Origin of the sequence: Caenimonas koreensis DSM 17982 (assembly GCF_009646335.1) — a bacterium.
Classification (GTDB): Bacteria; Pseudomonadota; Gammaproteobacteria; order Burkholderiales; family Burkholderiaceae_C; genus Ramlibacter; species Ramlibacter koreensis.
On the sequence record NZ_WJBU01000001.1, the window covers coordinates 254,895 to 272,247 of the forward strand.

Sequence of the window (17,353 nt, forward strand, 5' to 3'; positions counted from 1 at the left end):
AAGTTCCTTTTGCGGACAGGCTCAGTTGCCTTCGAACTGCGGCTTCGACTTGGCAACGAACGCGTTGTACGCGCGCGTGAAGTCTTCGGTCAGCATGCAGATCGCCTGCGCCTGCGCTTCTGATTCGATGGCCTGCTCGATCGTCATCGCCCACTCCTGATGGAGCATCGTCTTGGTGATGCCATTGGCGAATGTCGGGCCGGCTGCAAGGTCGGCAGCGAGTTTTTGTGCGTCGGCCAGCACAGCCTCTGGCGCGCAGAGGCGATTGAAGAAGCCCCAGCGCTCACCCTCTTCACCGCCGAGCGAGCGGCCGGTGTAGAGCAACTCGCTCGCCCTGCCCTGCCCCACGATGCGCGGCAGCATGGCGCAGGCGCCCATGTCGCAGCCTGCAAGGCCGACGCGGTTGAACAGGAAGGCCGTCTTGCTACGCGCGGTGCCCAGCCGCATGTCCGAAGCCATCGCGATGATCGCGCCGGCGCCTGCACAAACGCCGTTAATCGCCGCGACGATGGGTTGCGGGCAGGCGCGCATCGCTTTGACCAGGTCGCCGGTCATGCGCGTGAACATCAGCAACTCGGGGGCTTTCAGCTTCACGAGCGGGCCGATGATTTCATGCACATCACCGCCGGAGCAAAAGTTGTCGCCGGCGCCCACGATCACGATGGCGTGCACGTCGGTGGCGTACTTCAGCTGGCCGAACAGATCGCGCAGCTCAGCGTACGACTCGAACGTGAGCGGGTTCTTGCGCTCGGGCCGGTTCAGCGTGATGGTTGCGACGGCGTTGGTGACTTCCCATTTGAAGTGCGTGGCGACGTAGCCCGCCAGCTGCTTGCGGTTGCCGTCCAGCAGTGCCGGGTCGATGCGTGATGTCTCGCTCATGTCTTGTTCCTCTCAGTTCTCGCCCTTGGAAGGCGCGGCTGCGGCCATCGACCGCTCGCGCTCCAGGTTGCGCTCCAGCTGGTTCTTGCCCGACAGGTATTGCTTCGGCCAGTGCACATCGGGGTAGGCAATCTTCGCGGCCTCGTTCAACGCCCACGACGGATTGGCCAGGTGCGGGCGCGCGATCGCGCACAGGTCTGCACGGCCCGCCGCGATGATGCTGTTGACGTGATCGGCCTCAGAGATCGCGCCCACCGCCATCGTCGGAATGCGCGCTTCATTGCGCACGCGATCGGCAAAGGGCGTCTGGTACATGCGGCCATACACGGGTTTTTGCTTGGGGCTGACCTGGCCGGATGAGCAGTCGATCATGTCGGCGCCTGCTGCCTTGAAGGCGCGTGCGATTTCGACCGCGTCGTCGGGCGTGATGCCGCCTTCGACCCAGTCATGCGCGGAGATTCGCACGGACATCGGCAAGTCTGCAGGCCACGCTGCGCGCATCGCCTTGAACACTTCGATGGGGTAGCGCAGCCGGTTCTCAAGCGAGCCGCCGTATTCATCGGTGCGCTGGTTCGTCAATGGCGAGATGAAGCTGCTGAACAGGTAGCCGTGCGCGCAATGCAGCTCCAGCCAGTCGAAGCCCGCCTCGGCGGCGAGCCTGGTGCTGGCCACGAATTCATCGCGCACGCGGTCCATGTCGCTGCGCGTCATTGCGCGCGAGATATCGCTCACACCGTCGATGTATTGCTGCGGCGATGCGGACAAGAGCGGCCAGTTGCCGGATGCCAGCGGCTGGTCTTCACCGTCCCACGGCGCGCGCGTCGAGCCCTTGGCGCCGGCGTGGCCGAGCTGCATCGCAATTTTTGCGTCGGTGGTTGAGTGCACGAACTGCACGATGCGCTTCCACGCGTCGCGCTGCGCTTCGCTCCACAAGCCGGGGCAGCCGGGTGTGATGCGCGCATCGGGTGAGGGGCACGTCATCTCTGCGAACACCATGCTCGCGCCGCCCATCGCGCGGGAGCCGAGGTGTACGAGGTGGTAGTCGCCCACAAGGCCATCGACTGCCGAGTACTGCGCCATCGGTGACACGACCACGCGGTTTTTCAGCGTCACGCCGCGCAGCGTGAACGGCGTGAACATCGGCGGTGCGGGGCGCTGCGCCGGTGCGCGCACAAAGCCTGATCGCTCGCCGAGCCAGCTTTCGTACTGATCGACGTAGTCCTTGTCGCGCAGGCGCAGGTTCTCATGGCTGATGCGCTGGCTGCGCGTGAGCAGCGAATACGCAAACTGCTCGGGCGGCAGGCTCACGTAGCGATCGACGTTCTCAAACCACTCGGTGGAGTTGCGCGCCGAGTTCTGAATCTTCAGCACCTCGATGCTGCGCACCGCTTCGTAGTCTTGCAGCGCCTGCTTCAGGTCATCGGGCGAGCGGCGGATGCATCGCTCCAGCTCAATTGCATCTTCAAGCGCCAGCTTGGTCCCCGAGCCGACGGAGAAGTGCGCGGTGTGCGCGGCGTCGCCCATCAGCACCACAGGCGCGCGGCCGTTGTGATGCACCCAGGTCTTGCACACCACGCGGGGGAAGCGGATCCACTGCGCAGAGCCGCGCAGGTGCGCAGCGTTCGACATCAGCGGGTTGCCGTCGAGGTACTTGGCGAAGAGCTTCTCGCAGTAGGCAATCGACTCCTCTTTTTCCATCTTGTCGATGCCGGCCTTGAGCCACACCTTCTCCGGCGCTTCGACGATGAAGGTCGATGTCTCGCCGTCGTACTGGTACGCATGCGCCTGGAACCAGCCGTGCGGCGTTTCCTCGAAGGCGAAGGTGAAGGCGTCGAATTTCTTGTGGGTGCCCAGCCAGACGAAGCGGCATTGGCGCAAGTCGATATCGGGCTGATACGTGGCGGCGTACTTGGCGCGCACGCGGCTGTTGAGGCCGTCGCTGGCGATGATCAAGTCAGCATCGGGGTACTGCTCATCGCCTTCCACCACCGTTTCGAAAACGAGCTTCACGCCCAGCTCTTCGCAGCGCTTTTGCAGGATGTTGAGCAGGCGCTTGCGGCCAATGCCGCAAAAACCGTGACCGCCCGACACCATCTTGTGGCCGCGGATGTTGACCTCGATGTCGTCCCAGTGATTGAAGGCGCCGAGGATGTCGCTGGCCGTCTGCGGGTCAGCCGCTTGCAGGTTGCCGAGCGTCTGGTCAGAGAAGACGACGCCCCAGCCGAAGGTGTCGTAAGGCTTGTTGCGCTCGACCACGGTGATGTCGTGCAGAGGGTTCTGCTTTTTCATCAGCAGCGCGAAGTACAAGCCCGCCGGGCCACCGCCCATACACACGATCTTCATGGATGCCTCACTGGAGCCAAGGATGCAGCGGGATGGAGCCGTGACTTGCTGCAAGCTTTGATTATTTAAGTCTAAAGCAATTTCCAGCCAGTGTCATGCGGGATCGGCGTGGGCCACTTCCCGGTGTGCGAGCGCCATCACCTCGCGCGGATGCAGGTCTTTGAGCTTGTGGTCGCTCCAGACCTGCCGCCAGCGGCGCGCGCCCGGCAAGCCGTTGCGCAAGCCCAGCATGTGTCGCGCGACCGACGCCCAGGGCGTGCCGTGCTCCGCAGCGACGCGCACCATGTAATCGGCCATCTTTTCTTCGATGGTCTCACGCGTTTCCTGCGAATGCGCATCGCCATAAAACGCCTCGTCCCATTGCGAGAGCCACCATGGGTTGTGATACGCCTCACGGCCGACCATCACGCCATCGACCTGCGCCAGTTGCTCATGCACCTGCGCGGTCGTCTTGATGCCGCCGTTCACGGCAATCACCAGATGCGGAAACTCGCGCTTGAGCTGGTGCGCAAACTCATAGCGCAGTGGCGGCAGCTCGCGGTTCTCCTTGGGCGAAATGCCCTTGAGCCATGCGTTGCGCGCGTGAATCAGGAACACATTGCAGCCCGCCTCACTCACGGCGCCCACAAAGTCGCGCACGAACTCGTAGCTTTCGATACGGTCGATGCCGATGCGGTGCTTGACGGTGACGGGCACGCTCACTGCATCGACCATCGCCTTCACGCAGTCGGCGACGAGCGCCGGCTCGGCCATCAGGCAGGCACCGAAAGAGCCGCGCTGCACCCGCTCGCTCGGGCAGCCGCAGTTGAGGTTGATCTCGTCGTAACCCCACTGCTCGCCGAGCCTGGCGCTTTGCGCGAGTTCGGATGTGTCGCTGCCGCCGAGCTGCAGTGCGACGGGGTGCTCTTGCCTGTTGAAGTCCAGATGGCGCGGCACGTTGCCATGGATCAACGCGCCGGTGGTCACCATCTCGGTATAGAGCAGAGCGTGGCGGCTGAGCAGGCGGTGGAAGTAGCGGCAATGCCGGTCGGTCCAGTCCATCATGGGCGCGACGCTCATGCGCCACGGGCTCGGCCGACTGCTCGATACGGTCTGGTCTGTCACTTCACGGGAGGTATTGCGGCAATACCCCATTGTCCCCAAGTTTGGGGCGATCGCTGCCGCGGGTCGGTTTGCCGTATCGGACGGCGCCCGCGCGCAGAATCAATGGCACTACTTCTTCGTGTAGGTACCGCTGCACGTACCGGCCTTTGCAAGCTCGAGCTTCGCGATGGCCGCCTTGGCTTCCGCTTCGGCGACCGGTTCCAGATCGGCCCCGCCCACCATCAGGCCCATCTTGATGAATTGTCGGTAGAAGTAATTCTTGCCAGCTTCAACAAGGATTGAGATGTCGTTAGGAGAAAACTCGGACTCCGTCGACAGGGTGTGCGTGCCAGGTGCAGCTTCGGTGTAGAAGAAAACATCAGGAGCGGATTCGCCAATGCACTTCCCGTCGAGCCACAAATCCTTCTTGAGCGCCTTGCCGACAAAGCTGTCTCGATAGACATATAGCCCGGCCTTGCCAGCCTGCGGCTGCGCGAACTGTTTGGCTTTTGCCGACGCTTCTTTGCTTTCCATATTGACCGAAGCACATCCGGTAAACAGCGCCAAGACCAACATGCTGCATGCGAGCTTTTTCATAAGTTTCCTCTGATTGATGAGCTCGCGAATTTACAGTGCGCCCCGAGCGATTCGTTGCGGATCGACCGAGACATTCGTATCGATCCTCCCGTCCTACAGCCTCTGCGTGGCTCTGCCGACAGCGCAGACGCATCGACTCCTTTGCAATGGCTCAACAAGACCAAAGGAGCCGACCATGAAATCATTCGAGCTGGATTCCAGCATGCTGAGCCTCGCAGGGGCGTTCTATCCCACCGGCCACATGTTCCTCATGTTTCCAAGCGAGCAGGAGGCGCGCGATGCTGGCAAGAAGTTACAGGACGGCGGCTTCACCGAAGACTCGCTGACGCTGCTGACGCCCGAAGACGTCCTCGAAAAAATCGTTCGCACCGCGGCCGATTCGGGGGCGCTGCCTTCGGCAGGGACCGAATCCGACACCGTGCGGCAATTCGCGCAGCTTGCCAGCCAGGGCCACTACGCCCTGCTGGTCCACGCGCCTGATGCCGACCAATCCGATCTGGCGATGAAGCTGCTGCAAGGCTCTGGCCTCTCGTACGGCCAGAAGTACCGCATGCTGGTGATCGAAGACCTGGTTTGACACTCGCCGCTCCATGAAAAAGGGCCCGCGAACGGGCCCCTTTTTTTGGCTTGCCGCGAACCGGCATCAGCCCATGTGCAAACCGCCGTTCACCGAGAAGTCCGCACCCGTCGAATAGCCGCCTTCTTCAGACGCCAGCCACGCAATGATGGACGCGATTTCTTCCGGCTGACCCAGGCGCTTGACGGGAATAGTCGCGACGATCTTGTCGAGCACGTCGGGGCGGATGGCCTTGACCATGTCGGTGCCGATGTAGCCCGGGCTCACGGTGTTGACCGTCACGCCCTTGTTCGCCAGCTCCTGGGCCAGCGCCATCGTGAAGCCGTGCATGCCAGCCTTGGCAGCCGAGTAGTTCGTCTGGCCGGCCTGGCCCTTTTCACCGTTGACCGAGCTGATGTTGATGATGCGGCCCCAGCCCTTTTCGACCATGTCGCCCACGACTTGCTTGGTCACGTTGAACATGGAGTTCAGGTTGGTTTCGATTACCGCGTCCCAGTCTTCGCGGGTCATCTTCAGGAACATGCGGTCACGCGTGATGCCGGCGTTGTTCACCAGCACGTCGATCGTGCCGTGCTCAGACTTGGCCTTGCCAAATGCCTCAACGGTGGACTCCCAGGCACCGACGTTGCCAACCGATGCATAGAAGGTGTAGCCCAGTGCCTTTTGCTCATTGAGCCACTTGCTGTAGTCGCGCGTCGGCCCGCAGCCGGCGATGACTTTGAAGCCTTCCTTGTGCATGCGCTGGCAGATGGCGGTGCCGATGCCACCCATGCCGCCCGTGATGTACGCCACTTTCTGACTCATTCTTTTCTCCAGTTGTTCACTCTTGTTTTTAATCGTTTACGCGCGCTCGACCGCGAGGGAAACCCCCATGCCGCCGCCGATACACAGCGCTGCCACGCCCTTCTTCGCGTCGCGGCGCTGCATCTCGTGCAGCAGCGTCACCAGGATGCGCGCACCTGACGCGCCGATCGGGTGGCCAATGGCAATCGCGCCGCCATTGACGTTGACCTTGGCCGGGTCGAGCCCGAGTTCCTTGTTCACGGCGCAGGCTTGCGCGGCAAAGGCCTCGTTCAGCTCGAACAGGTTGACTTCATCGGCCTTCCAGCCGGCACGATCCAGCGCCTTGCGCGTGGCCGACACGGGGCCCATGCCCATCGTCTTCGGGTCCAGGCCGGTCGTGGCGAACGAGGCGATGCGCGCCAGCGGCGTCAAGCCCAGCTCTTTCGCCTTCTTCGCGGTCATCATCACGAGGGCAGCGGCGCCATCGTTCAGGCCCGAAGCATTGCCAGCCGTCACGCTGCCAGCCTTGTCGAACGCGGGGCGCAGGCCGGCGAGTGCTTCGGCGTTGGTCTTCTTGTTGATGAATTCGTCGGTGTTGAAAACAACAGGATCGCCTTTGCGCTGCGGAATGTTCACCGCGACGATTTCGTCCTTGAACTTGCCTGCTTCCTGTGCGGCTGCAGCTTTTTGCTGGCTGCCAAGTGCCAGTGCGTCTTGCGCCGCGCGGTCGACGCTGAATTCCTTGGCGACGTTCTCTGCCGTCACGCCCATGTGGTACTGGTTGTACACGTCCCACAGGCCGTCCACGATCATCGTGTCCTGCATCTTCCAGTCGCCCATGCGCTGGCCATCGCGCGAGCCTTGCAGCACGTGCGGCGCTGCGCTCATGTTCTCCTGGCCGCCGGCGACAACGATTTCTGCGTCGCCATAGGCGATGGCTTGCGCGGCGAGCATCACCGACTTCAGGCCGGAGCCGCACACGGCATTGATCGTCAGGCCCGGCACTTCCTTGGGCAGGCCTGCCTTGAGCAGGGCCTGGCGCGCGGGGTTCTGGCCGGCGCCGGCGGCGAGCACCTGGCCCATGATTACTTCGCTGACTTGCTCGGGCTTGAGCCTGGCACGCTCGATGGCTTCCTTGATCACGATCGCGCCGAGTTCGGTCGCGGGAATTTTGGCGAGCGAGCCGCCGAATTTGCCAACTGCCGTGCGAACGGCTGAAACGATGACGATGTCGTTGTCTTGCATTTGTCTCTCCGGTTGATGTCTTTTTTTACGCTTTGGCTTTGACGTAGCGGCCGGGTGCCGGCTCTATCGCCTTGATCTTGCCCTTGCCATAGGCCTTGGGCGCTGCAACCTGCTTGCCTGCATGCGGCTTGAGCCATGCGGCCCAGTCCGTCCACCAGCTGCCCGGGTGTTCCTTGGCGCCCTTGAGCCATTCATCGTGCGTCTTGGGCAGCTTGTCGTTCGTCCAGTAAGAGCGCTTCTTTTTCGCGGGCGGGTTGATCACGCCGGCAATGTGGCCGGATGCACCCATCACGAAGCGCTTCTTGCCGGGCAGGTGCTGCGTCGATGCGTAGGCACCGCCAATCGGCACGATGTGATCTTCACGCGAGCCATAGATGTACACCGGCAGGTCGACCTTGCCGAAATCAACTTTCTCGCCGCACACGGTGCACTTGCCCGGCTTGATGAGGTTGTTTTCAAGATAGGTATTGCGCAGGTACCAGGCGTACATAGGGCCAGGCAGATTCGTTGAATCGCTGTTCCAGTACAGCAGGTCGAATGGCGGCGGCGTTTCACCCTTGAGGTAGTTGCCGACGACGTAGTTCCACACCAGGTCGTTCGGGCGCAGGAAGCTGAAGGTGGACGCTAGGTCCTGCCCCTTCATCAGGCCGCCCTTGCCCATCTGCTGCTCGCGGAACTTGACGAAGGGCTCGTCGATGAACACATCGAGAATGCCCGTCTCGCTGAAGTCGAGCAGCGACGTGAGGAAGGTTGCGCTGGCCAGCGGCTTTTCGCCGCGTGCCGCCAGCACGGACAGTGCCGTGCCCAGGATCGTGCCGCCCACGCAAAAGCCCAATGCGTTGATCTGCCTGGCGCCGCTGATTTCGCGCACTTTCTCGATGGCCTCGATAGCGCCTTTGCCCACGTAGTCATCCCACGTGACGTTCTTCATCGAGTCGTCGGGATTGCGCCAGCTCACGACGAAGGTGCGGTGGCCCTGCTCCACCAAAAAGCGGACCAGCGAATTTTCAGGCTGCAGGTCGAGGATGTAGAACTTGTTGATGCAGGGCGGCACGACGAGGAAGGGCCTCTCGTGAACGGTCTTGGTCAGCGGCTTGTATTCAATGAGCTGGATCAGCTCGTTTTCGAACACCACAGCGCCTTCGGTGGTGGCCACGTTGCGGCCGACTTCGAACTGGCTCTCGTCCGTCATCGACACATGGCCCTGCTGCAGGTCGTGCAGCAAATTCTGCATGCCCTTGGCAATGCTCTCGCCCTTGGTCTCGATGGCTTTTTTCTGCGCTTCTGCATTGAGCGCGAGGAAGTTGCTGGGTGCCGACGCCGCCATCCACTGTTCGACAGCAAAGCGCAGTTTGCTCTTCGTCTTCTCGTCGGTCTCAGCGGCTTCGACCATGCCGAGCAAGGCGCGCGCGTTGAGCAGATAAACAGCGGCGGAGAAAGCGGACACCGGGTTATGCGACCACGCGTCGGAGGCGAATCGCTTGTCGGTGGAAGACGGGTTGGCGGTGAGCCCCTGGTTCCACAGCTCGGTGGCCTCGCGCATATAGGCCTGCTGCAGTTCCTGCAATTTCTCGGGGGCAAAGCTCAGAGGCGGCAATGAAGGCATCATCGGCATGGAATCCAGCGACGGCATTTGAGGCATTGCGCCAAAGCCCTGGAAGGACTTGAAAGCGTTGGCCCACTGCTCGGTGGCGGTCTTCTGGAATTGCTGTGCGGCCGCAGCCCAGTCAGGTTGTGAATTCAAGCTTGTCTCCAATCCCGTATAAGTCTCGGGTTAACCCGAAGTATCCCATCATCAATGTTGCACCGCAACAAAAATCTCAAGTCACCCCCATGTACATCGTTCTGATCGGATGGATCTACGTTGCACTGATGATGTCAGTGGCGGAGGCGACCAACACCACAGGCACCGTGCTTGGCGCCGTGTTTACCTTTTTACTCTATGGCGTGGCTCCTGTATCGCTAGTGCTTTACCTGATGGGAACGCCTGCGCGCAAACGGGCCATCAAGGCGAGGGAGGCCGCTGAGCTCGCGGCGTACAGGCAAACGCAAGCGCAGGCAGTGGATGCTTCAGGCGAGCCAGATGGCGCTGGCGAAACGGCCGCTGACGCGGTCGCGCCGGTGCGAGAAAAACCTTGAAGAGTTGGTGACCGTGCACCACGCAGCGCTGCTGTCGTTGCCGTGGATGCTGGTGATGCCATGGCTCGCGAGACGAAGCCGCGCGAGGGCTGGCAAATCGGCGAGCCACTTGCCTTCACGGTAGGGCTTGAACATCGCACCAGCTCGTGAATCGACCGACTCGAAAGCCGCCTTCACTTCACTGCCGACTTCGAAAGCATCAGGGCCGATGCACGGCCCCAGCCAGGCGATCACATCGCCAGCTTGCGCTTGCGTTTGTTTCACGAGTGCAGCAACTGTTGCTTCAAGAATGCCGCCCGCCAGGCCACGCCAGCCGGCATGTGCGGCGGCGACTGCTTGCCCTGAGGTGGTGGTGAAGAGCACGGGCAGGCAGTCCGCAACCATGATCGTGCAGGCGACTGCACGCGCGGCAGTGATGGCGCCATCGGCTTCAATGCCGTCTTGCGTTCCGGCATCGAGCTCGATCACGCTGCTGCCATGAACCTGCTTCATGAACACGGGCCGCGCGCCCAGTGCGGCTTCGAATCGCTTGCGATTGGTGGCGACCAGTGCGGGGGCGTCGCCGACATGGTCACCGAGGTTGAGCAAGTCGTAGGGCGCAGTGGAGACGCCGCCTTCACGCGTCGAGCAGACAGCGCGAACGTTCGCAGGCGCTGGCCACTCGGGCGTGATCCAGCCTGACAACAAATCAGGCCTCGTTGTCCGGGCAGCTGGTCGGCTGTGCCTTCTGGAATGCAGGCAGTGCCATGCATGCATCGAACGCAGCCATCGTGCGCGGCAGGCCGTCGAAGCTGGTGTTGACGCGCCGGCCATTGAAGATCTGCGGCACGAGGCAGCAGTCGGCCAGCGTGGGCGTCTCGCCGAAGCAATAGGTCGATGCAGGCAGCTGCGCGAGCTCACGCTCGAACGACTCCAGGCCCTCGCGCACCCAGTGGCGATACCACTCGTTCTTGGTCTCTTCTGAAACCTTCAGTTCACGCACGAGGTACTTCAGTACACGCAGGTTGTTCAGCGGATGGATCTCGCAGGCGATGAGCTGCGCCAGCGAGCGGACACGCGCGCGGCTCACCGGGTCTTTGGGCAGCAGCGCAGGCTCGGGGTGCGTCTCATCGAGGTACTCAATGATTGCCATCGACTGGCCGAGCACATCGCCGTCGTCAGTCACGAGTGCGGGCACGAGCATGGTGGGTGAGACGGCTGCGAACTCAGGCAGCTTGTGCTCGCCTTTGACGAGGTGCACCGGCTTGTAGTCGTAGGGCAAGCCCTTGAGTTCGAGCGCGATGCGCACGCGAAACGAGGCCGAGGAGCGGAAGTAGTTGTACAGCTTCATGCGCCGAAGGATACTTCAGCCATGAGAGCCGAGCAGAACGAATTGATCACCCGCATCGGGCCGGGCACACCGTGCGGCGCCGTGCATCGCAGCTATTGGCAACCTGTCGCGCTGGTCGATGAATTCGACGCACGGCTCGATCCGCGGATGCAGTCGCGCGCCGTCAAGGCTGTGCGTGCACTGGGGCAAGACTTCGTGCTGTTTCGCGATGCGGCTGGCACGTGGGGCCTGCTCGACAAAGACTGCCCGCATCGCGGTGCGGACCTGAGTTTTGGCCGTGATGAAGGCGATGGCCTGCGCTGCCCCTTCCATGGCTGGAAGTTCGACGTGAACGGCAAGTGCCTGGACACGCCCGCCGAGCCCGACTCACTGCGCATGTGCGACCGCGTTCGTGCACGAAGCTATCCGGTCATTGAAAAAAGCGGCATCGTCTTCGCGTGGCTGGGCGCAGAAGGCTCGACGCCACCGCCCTTCCCTGCGTTCGATTGCTTCACCGCGCCGTCGACGCACACGTTTGCCTTCAAGGGTATGTGGAATGCGAACTGGCTGCAGTGCGTTGAAGTGGGCATCGACCCGGCGCATCCGTCGTTCCTGCATCGCTTTCTTTTCGACGAGCCGCTGGAAGGCATCGGCGAGAACGCGGCGGGCAAGCAGTTCCGCAGCGCCAGCGCCGGCACGGTTGGTGGCGAGCACTGGCCGATGACGCGGATCATGCGTGAGTTTCACCAGCCCGACATCAGCTGGGAGCCCGCACCGTGGGGCATGCGCGTGACAGCGCTGCGGCCCATGACTGAAGATCTCACGCACGTGCGCGTCACGCAATCCGTGTTCCCGCACACGTTCGTGATTCCGCTCTCGGAAACGCTGACCATCACGCAGATGCATTTGCCTGTGGACGATGAGCACACCTACTGGTTCACGGTGTTCACGAGCTTTGCCGGGCCGGTGGACAAAGAGGCGATGCGCAACCAGCGGCTCAAATACATCTCGCTGCCCGACTACCTGCCGAACTCGGGGCGCCACAACAACTGGGGCTTCAACGGTGCCGAGCAGCGCACAACGACGTATCTCGGCATGGGCGAAGACGACATCAACGTGCATGACCAGTGGGCGGTCGAGAGCATGGGAGCGATCGCGGACCGCACGCGTGAGCACCTGGGCACGAGCGACCGCATCATCATTGCCAACCGGCGTGCGCTGCTCAAGGCCATTGACGATGTGAAGGCGGGCCGGCCCGCGCCGTATCTCGCCGACGCGTCGCAGGCTGCTGCGATGACGGGGCCGGACACTGTGGATGGCATCGCGCCTGCCGGTGAGTGGGGCACCTGGTGGAAAGAGCAGGCGCGGGCCAAGCGCGACCACGCGCCGTGGACGGCGAAACCGGTCGCTGCGGAAACTCAATGAGTTCATTTGCCGCGCGCTGCGGCATCCACGATGAGCGGCGCGAGGCGCGCGCACAGCAGCTCTCGCGCTTGATCGGCGAATCGGGCATTGAGCTCGTTCGCTTTGTCTGGTGCGACCTGCACGGCGTGACGCGCGGCAAGACGCTCGCTGCACCGGCTGCGCTGCGCGCGTTACGCGAAGGCGTCGGCATGGTGAGCACGCTCATGCTCAAGGACACATCGGACCGCACGGCCTACAAGGTATTCGAGCCGGGTGGCGCAGCGCAGTTGCCGGGGTTTGAATTCGCGAGCAACCTGATCTTGTTGCCCGACCTGTCCACGTTCCGGCAGCTGCCATGGTCACCTGCCACCGCATGGCTGCAGTGCCAGCCGTGGTTTCAGGACGGCACACCGGTTGAGTACGACACACGCCGTGTGCTGCAAGCGGCGTTGCGGCAACTTGGCGACGCGGGCTTCGCGATGAAGTGCGGGCTCGAAATCGAATTCCACATTTACAAGATCGTCGACACGCACGCGCAGCTTGACCCCGCGCAGGCAGACTGGCCCGGCCAGCCGCCGAACGTGGCAATGATTCACCCCGGCTACAACCTGCTGACTGAATCGTGGTTCGACATGGCCGAGGCGGCGCTGCGCATCGTGAAGGACACGGCGCAGGCGCTGGGCCTGCCGCTCATGTCACTGGAGATCGAACTTGGGCCGAGCCAGGTCGAGGCAGTATTCGACGCGACCGACGCACTCACTGCGGCCGACAACATGGTGCTGTTTCGCAATGGCGTGAAGCAGGCACTGCGGCGCGCGGGCTACCACGCAACGTTCATGTGCCGCCCGCCGTTTCCGAACATCATGTCGAGCGGCTGGCACCTGCATCAATCGCTGGTGGATGCGAAGACGGGCGTGAACGCGTTCATGCGCGAGTCACCGTCGCATGGCGCGGGTCGAGAAGATGCAGCGCACTCGCTCACAACGGTGGGCGAACAGTATTTGGCCGGGTTGCTCCAGCACGCTCGCGCGGCTGCGGTGTTCTGCACGCCGACGGCCAACGGCTATGGCCGCTACCGGCCCAACGCGCTCGCGCCGCAGTCGGTGCTGTGGGGGCGCGACAACCGGGGCGCGATGTTGCGGGTGATTGGTGAATGTGCCGACGCTGCAACTCGCATCGAAAACCGTGTGGGCGAGCCGGCGGCCAATCCGTACCTGTACATGGCGTCGCAAATCCATTCAGGGCTGGACGGTATCCGGCGGCAGTTGAAAGCGCCGCCGGCTACACAGGCGCCCTACGCCGCGACGAACGACAAGCTGCCGACGAGCCTGGCCGAAGCGCTCGACGCGCTGCGCGGCGATGACGTCATGGCCGACGCTTTCGGCGAGCGCTTCATCCGCTACTTCACGCATATCAAGCAGGCGGAAGCCACGCGCCTGGACGACGCCAAAGACAAAGACGACTTCCAGCGGCGTGAATACTTCAGCCGCATCTGACTCACACAACCCAAGGACTCCCATGATTCTCGAGATCGCCGACATCCGCATCAAACCCGGCCAGCAAGCCGCCTTCGACGAAGCCATCCAGCGAGCGTTGACCACCGTGATGGGCCGCGTGAAAGGTGCGCACGACTACAGCGTCAACAAGTGCATCGAGAACCCCGAGCGGTATGTGCTGCAGATCATGTGGGACACGCTGGAAGACCACACGATTGGCTTTCGCGAGAGCCCGCTGTTCGCAGAGTGGCGCGCGATCATCGGGCCGTTCTTTGCGGGGCCGCCGCTGGTCGAGCACTTTGAGGTGCTGGTGAAGGGCTGACGCGACCGGGGCAGGTTTTGCCGCCGCTTGCCCCCACCCCGGCCCTCCCCCGGGAGGGGAGGGAGGAAGGCAGGGCGCGTTTAGCCTTCGGTGTGCCCGCTCACCATCTTGGCGAGCAACGCGATGAACTGCGCCCGCTCGTCTGCATCCAGCGGCGCGACGATGCGTGACTGAGCGCGTGTGACGGCGCGCTTCATGGCGAGTGCCGCCTTCTGCCCTGCGGGCGTGATCCACAACAGTTTGCGGCGCCTGTCCGCGGCGTCGGCCTTGCGTCGGACCCAGCCCTTGGATTCCAGGCGTGCGATCACTGAGCCGAATGTGGCCGCGTCAAACGCGACCTTCGCAGCGAGCGTGACCTGGTCTTCACCGGGGTCGGCAATCAGCGCGTTGAGGATGGCGAACTGCACTGGCGTCACGTCGAACGCGAGTGTCTCTTCCATGAAGATCGCCACCGCCTGCTGGTGAGCGCGCCGGATCAGGTGCCCCGGTGCATGCTGGAAATCGAAGCTCTTCGCCATGGCGCAAAGTGTAGCGGCAAGCACCGATTGAATGCGGCCGATTTAATATGTATGCTTATCAATTTTCTCAGACTGCCATGGCCACAGCACACCCTCTTGACCTTCTTGTTGCCGGTGGCGGCATTGGCGGGCTGGCCGCAGCTTTCGTGCTGGGCCGCGCGGGCCACCGGGTCACGGTGCTGGAGCAGTCGGCAGCCTTTGGCGAGATCGGCGCTGGCATCCAGCTCGGGCCAAACATCTTCCGCATGTTCGACTACCTGGGCATTACCCAGGCAGTGAGCAACGTCGCGTTCTTTCCGCCGGGGCTGGGCATGAACGACGTGCGCACGGGCGAGAAAGTCATTCGTGTGCCGCTGGGCGACACGGCGCTGGCGGCTTACGGATTTCCGTATGGCGTGATCTATCGGGCCGACCTGCACACGGTTTTCCTGGATGCATGCAAGGCGCTGCCGAACGTCACGCTGCGCACGTCCACCAAGGTCGAGTCCTTCTCGCAGGATTCGCAGGGCGTGACGCTCAAGCTCGCCGCCAGCGAAGGCACAGCAGCGCAAACTTTGCGCGGCGATGCGCTCATTGGCGCTGACGGCCTGTGGAGCCGCATCCGCGAGCAAGTGGTGGGTGATGGCAAGCCGCGCGTCAGCGGGCACATCGCCTATCGCGCCGTGCTCAAGCGTGAAGACGTGCCCGCGCATCTGTGGAGTGATGACGTGCTGCTCTGGGGCGGCGAGAAGACGCACCTGGTGCATTACCCGCTGCGGCGCGGCGAACTGTTCAACCTCGTCGCCGTCTTTCACAGCAACAAATACGACGAAGGCTGGAACACCTTTGGCGACACCGCCGAGCTCACCGAGCGATTTGCCGACGCCGTGCCGCAGGTGCGCGAGCTGCTGGGCAAGATCGAGACGTGGAAGATGTGGGTGCTGTGCGACCGCGAGCCGGTGAAGAACTGGAGCGATGGCCGCGTCACGTTACTGGGGGATGCGGCGCACCCGATGCTGCAGTACCTGGCGCAAGGCGCCGGCCAGGCGATCGAGGATGCAGTCGTGCTGGGCGAGGCGATTGCCACATGCAATGGCAACGTGAGCGAAGCCTTCCACAACTACCAGAAGGCCCGCTACCTGCGAACAGGCCGCGTGCAACTCACGGCGCGTTTTTACGGCGACATCTACCATGCGAGCGGCGTGCAGCGCGAGCTGCGCAACCAGATGTTCCAGGGCGGCAAAGAGTCGGCAGGCTTCGCGGGCCTGAAGTGGATGTACGACGGCATCGATCCTGCGAAGATGTTCCGCTGAACGCGCCACCCAGCCATGCACCTGTTCATGAACGAACCCAGCCGCGAAACGCCCGTGTACGGCGAGTACGAAGTGGTCGTGCTCGGCGGTGGGCCAGCGGGCATCGCTGCAGCGGTTGCAGCTGCACGCGCAGGCCGCTCGACGCTGCTCATCGAGCGCTACGGCTTTCTGGGCGGCATGGGCACGGCAGCGGGCGTGACCAATTTCTGCGGCCTGCATGCCAATGTGCATGGCGACATCCGGCAGGTGGTGCACGGCGTGGCCGACGACCTGCTCTCGCGCATCGCGCATCTCGGCGGGCTGAACGAGCCGCACGCGCTCTTCGGCAAGACAGTGGCGCAGGCCTACGACACAGCGGCCTACAAGATCGCGGCCGACGACCTGATGCTCGCGGCTGGCGTGCGCGTGCTGTTCCACGCGCTCGCTGCGGGTGTTGCGATGGATGAGCCCGACCGCATCAGCGCGCTGTTCATCGAAACCAAGTCGGGCCGCCGCGCGGTGCTCGGCGAAGCGTTCATCGACTGCTCCGGCGATGGCGACCTGGCCGCCTGGGCAGGCGTGCGATTCGACAAAGGTGATGGCCGCGACAGCTTCCTGTACCCCTCCACCATGTTCCGCCTGAACGGCATTGACCCGGTGCGCGCAGGCAAAGCCTGGGAAGTGATCCCGCAGCTGATGCTCAAGGCGCAGGCGGAAGGCCGCTACGTCTTTCCACGCAAGACGCCCATCGTGCGGCCGCAAAAGAGCGGCATTGAATGGCGAGTCAATCTCACGCAGATCGCCAATGCCGAAGGCAACGCGATGGACGGCACCGATGCCGACGAGTTGAGTGAAGCGGAGATGATCGGCCGCAGGCAGATTGCCGAGGTGGCGGGCTTCATGAAGGAGGTGCCGGGCTTTGAGAATTCGTACATCGTCGATATCGCCCCGCAGGTGGGCATTCGCGAGACGCGGCGCGTACGGGGCCGCTACACACTGACCGAATCCGATGTGCTCGATTGCGCGAGCTTCGACGACACGATTGGCGTGAACGGCTGGCCGCTTGAATTGCACCTGAAGGGCGACGTGGAGTTTCGCTGGCCGAAGATTCCGGAGAGTCGCGGCTTCAATCACCTGCCCTATCGCATGACGGTGCCTGAGACCGTCGACAACTTGTGGATCGCAGGCCGATGCGCATCGATGACACATGAAGCGCAATCGGCTGCGCGCGTCACGGGCGCCTGCTTCGTGATGGGCCAGGCAGCAGGCACGGCGGCGCATCTGGCACTCAGCGCAGACTGCGCCGCTGTGGATGTGGATGTGCCCGCATTGCAAGCCAGCCTCGAATCCGAAGGCGCTTACCTCGGCCGCACCTGGTAGCGCACAC

General features: G+C 63.1%; 17 protein-coding genes. 7 read left to right on the top strand and 10 right to left on the bottom strand.

What is annotated here, in order from left to right; genetic code table 11:
* Positions 1–21 precede the first annotated feature (21 nt).
* From GHT07_RS01125 to GHT07_RS01140, 4 genes are all read right to left on the bottom strand, one after another.
* Positions 22–879, bottom strand: a complete 858-nt coding sequence (locus tag GHT07_RS01125) for an enoyl-CoA hydratase family protein (protein WP_153583209.1) — start codon at positions 877–879, stop codon at positions 22–24.
* 12 nt (positions 880–891) lie between these two features.
* Positions 892–3,222, bottom strand: coding sequence for a bifunctional salicylyl-CoA 5-hydroxylase/oxidoreductase (locus tag GHT07_RS01130; RefSeq protein ID WP_153583210.1), 2,331 nt, complete (start codon positions 3,220–3,222; stop codon positions 892–894).
* Between the two features lie 93 nt (positions 3,223–3,315).
* Positions 3,316–4,356 (bottom strand): tRNA dihydrouridine(20/20a) synthase DusA, encoded by a 1,041-nt coding sequence (gene dusA, locus GHT07_RS01135; RefSeq protein WP_153583211.1) that lies wholly within the window; start codon positions 4,354–4,356, stop codon positions 3,316–3,318.
* 78 nt (positions 4,357–4,434) lie between these two features.
* Entirely contained in the window at positions 4,435–4,902 is a 468-nt protein-coding gene (locus GHT07_RS01140; protein WP_153583212.1) for a DUF2846 domain-containing protein, read from the bottom strand.
* Positions 4,903–5,077: 175 nt separating this feature from the next.
* On the opposite strand from GHT07_RS01140, the gene GHT07_RS01145 reads away from it, so the two are divergent.
* Positions 5,078–5,479, top strand: a complete 402-nt coding sequence (locus tag GHT07_RS01145) for an RNA-binding protein (protein WP_153583213.1) — start codon at positions 5,078–5,080, stop codon at positions 5,477–5,479.
* Between the two features lie 66 nt (positions 5,480–5,545).
* Here the strand turns inward: GHT07_RS01145 and phbB are convergent, their stop codons facing one another.
* The 3 genes from phbB to GHT07_RS01160 are packed head-to-tail and all read right to left on the bottom strand — an operon-like array spanning position 5,546 to position 9,251.
* Positions 5,546–6,283 (bottom strand): acetoacetyl-CoA reductase, encoded by a 738-nt coding sequence (phbB, locus tag GHT07_RS01150; RefSeq protein WP_153583214.1) that lies wholly within the window; start codon positions 6,281–6,283, stop codon positions 5,546–5,548.
* A 36-nt stretch (positions 6,284–6,319) separates the two neighbouring features.
* Positions 6,320–7,507, bottom strand: coding sequence for an acetyl-CoA C-acetyltransferase (locus GHT07_RS01155; protein ID WP_153583215.1), 1,188 nt, complete (start codon positions 7,505–7,507; stop codon positions 6,320–6,322).
* Between the two features lie 25 nt (positions 7,508–7,532).
* Positions 7,533–9,251 carry a PHA/PHB synthase family protein gene (locus GHT07_RS01160; protein ID WP_153583216.1) on the bottom strand — a complete coding sequence of 573 codons (1,719 nt, stop codon included), beginning with the start codon at positions 9,249–9,251 and terminating at the stop codon, positions 7,533–7,535.
* A gap of 2 nt (positions 9,252–9,253) precedes the next feature.
* On the opposite strand from GHT07_RS01160, the gene GHT07_RS01165 reads away from it, so the two are divergent.
* Positions 9,254–9,646 (top strand): hypothetical protein, encoded by a 393-nt coding sequence (locus tag GHT07_RS01165; protein WP_407646582.1) that lies wholly within the window; start codon positions 9,254–9,256, stop codon positions 9,644–9,646.
* Here GHT07_RS01165 and pgeF read toward each other — a convergent pair.
* Positions 9,578–10,333 carry a peptidoglycan editing factor PgeF gene (gene pgeF / locus GHT07_RS01170; RefSeq protein ID WP_228488111.1) on the bottom strand — a complete coding sequence of 252 codons (756 nt, stop codon included), beginning with the start codon at positions 10,331–10,333 and terminating at the stop codon, positions 9,578–9,580. The two genes, GHT07_RS01165 and pgeF, sit on opposite strands and share 69 nt — an antisense overlap.
* A gap of 1 nt (position 10,334) precedes the next feature.
* Positions 10,335–10,976, bottom strand: coding sequence for a maleylacetoacetate isomerase (gene maiA / locus GHT07_RS01175; RefSeq protein ID WP_153583218.1), 642 nt, complete (start codon positions 10,974–10,976; stop codon positions 10,335–10,337).
* A 21-nt stretch (positions 10,977–10,997) separates the two neighbouring features.
* Here maiA and GHT07_RS01180 point away from each other — a divergent pair, with 21 nt between their 5' ends.
* From GHT07_RS01180 to GHT07_RS01190, 3 genes are read left to right on the top strand one after another with little or no spacing between them, the layout of a single operon-like run.
* The gene (locus tag GHT07_RS01180) at positions 10,998–12,380 is read left to right on the top strand and encodes a Rieske 2Fe-2S domain-containing protein (RefSeq protein WP_153583219.1); all 1,383 of its coding nucleotides are present in this window, start codon (positions 10,998–11,000) and stop codon (positions 12,378–12,380) included.
* Complete coding sequence (locus GHT07_RS01185) at positions 12,377–13,855, top strand: glutamine synthetase family protein (protein WP_153583220.1); 1,479 nt, start codon at positions 12,377–12,379, stop codon at positions 13,853–13,855. The genes GHT07_RS01180 and GHT07_RS01185 overlap by 4 nt, the downstream gene beginning before the upstream one ends.
* A 22-nt stretch (positions 13,856–13,877) precedes the next feature.
* Positions 13,878–14,177 carry an antibiotic biosynthesis monooxygenase family protein gene (locus GHT07_RS01190; RefSeq protein WP_153583221.1) on the top strand — a complete coding sequence of 100 codons (300 nt, stop codon included), beginning with the start codon at positions 13,878–13,880 and terminating at the stop codon, positions 14,175–14,177.
* An 80-nt stretch (positions 14,178–14,257) separates the two neighbouring features.
* Here GHT07_RS01190 and GHT07_RS01195 read toward each other — a convergent pair whose 3' ends face one another.
* Positions 14,258–14,695, bottom strand: a complete 438-nt coding sequence (locus GHT07_RS01195; RefSeq protein WP_153583222.1) for a MarR family winged helix-turn-helix transcriptional regulator — start codon at positions 14,693–14,695, stop codon at positions 14,258–14,260.
* 77 nt (positions 14,696–14,772) lie between these two features.
* On the opposite strand from GHT07_RS01195, the gene GHT07_RS01200 reads away from it, so the two are divergent.
* Positions 14,773–15,987, top strand: coding sequence for a 3-hydroxybenzoate 6-monooxygenase (locus tag GHT07_RS01200; protein WP_153583223.1), 1,215 nt, complete (start codon positions 14,773–14,775; stop codon positions 15,985–15,987).
* Between the two features lie 21 nt (positions 15,988–16,008).
* Positions 16,009–17,346 (top strand): FAD-dependent oxidoreductase, encoded by a 1,338-nt coding sequence (locus GHT07_RS01205; protein WP_228488132.1) that lies wholly within the window; start codon positions 16,009–16,011, stop codon positions 17,344–17,346.
* Positions 17,347–17,353: the final 7 nt, after the last annotated feature.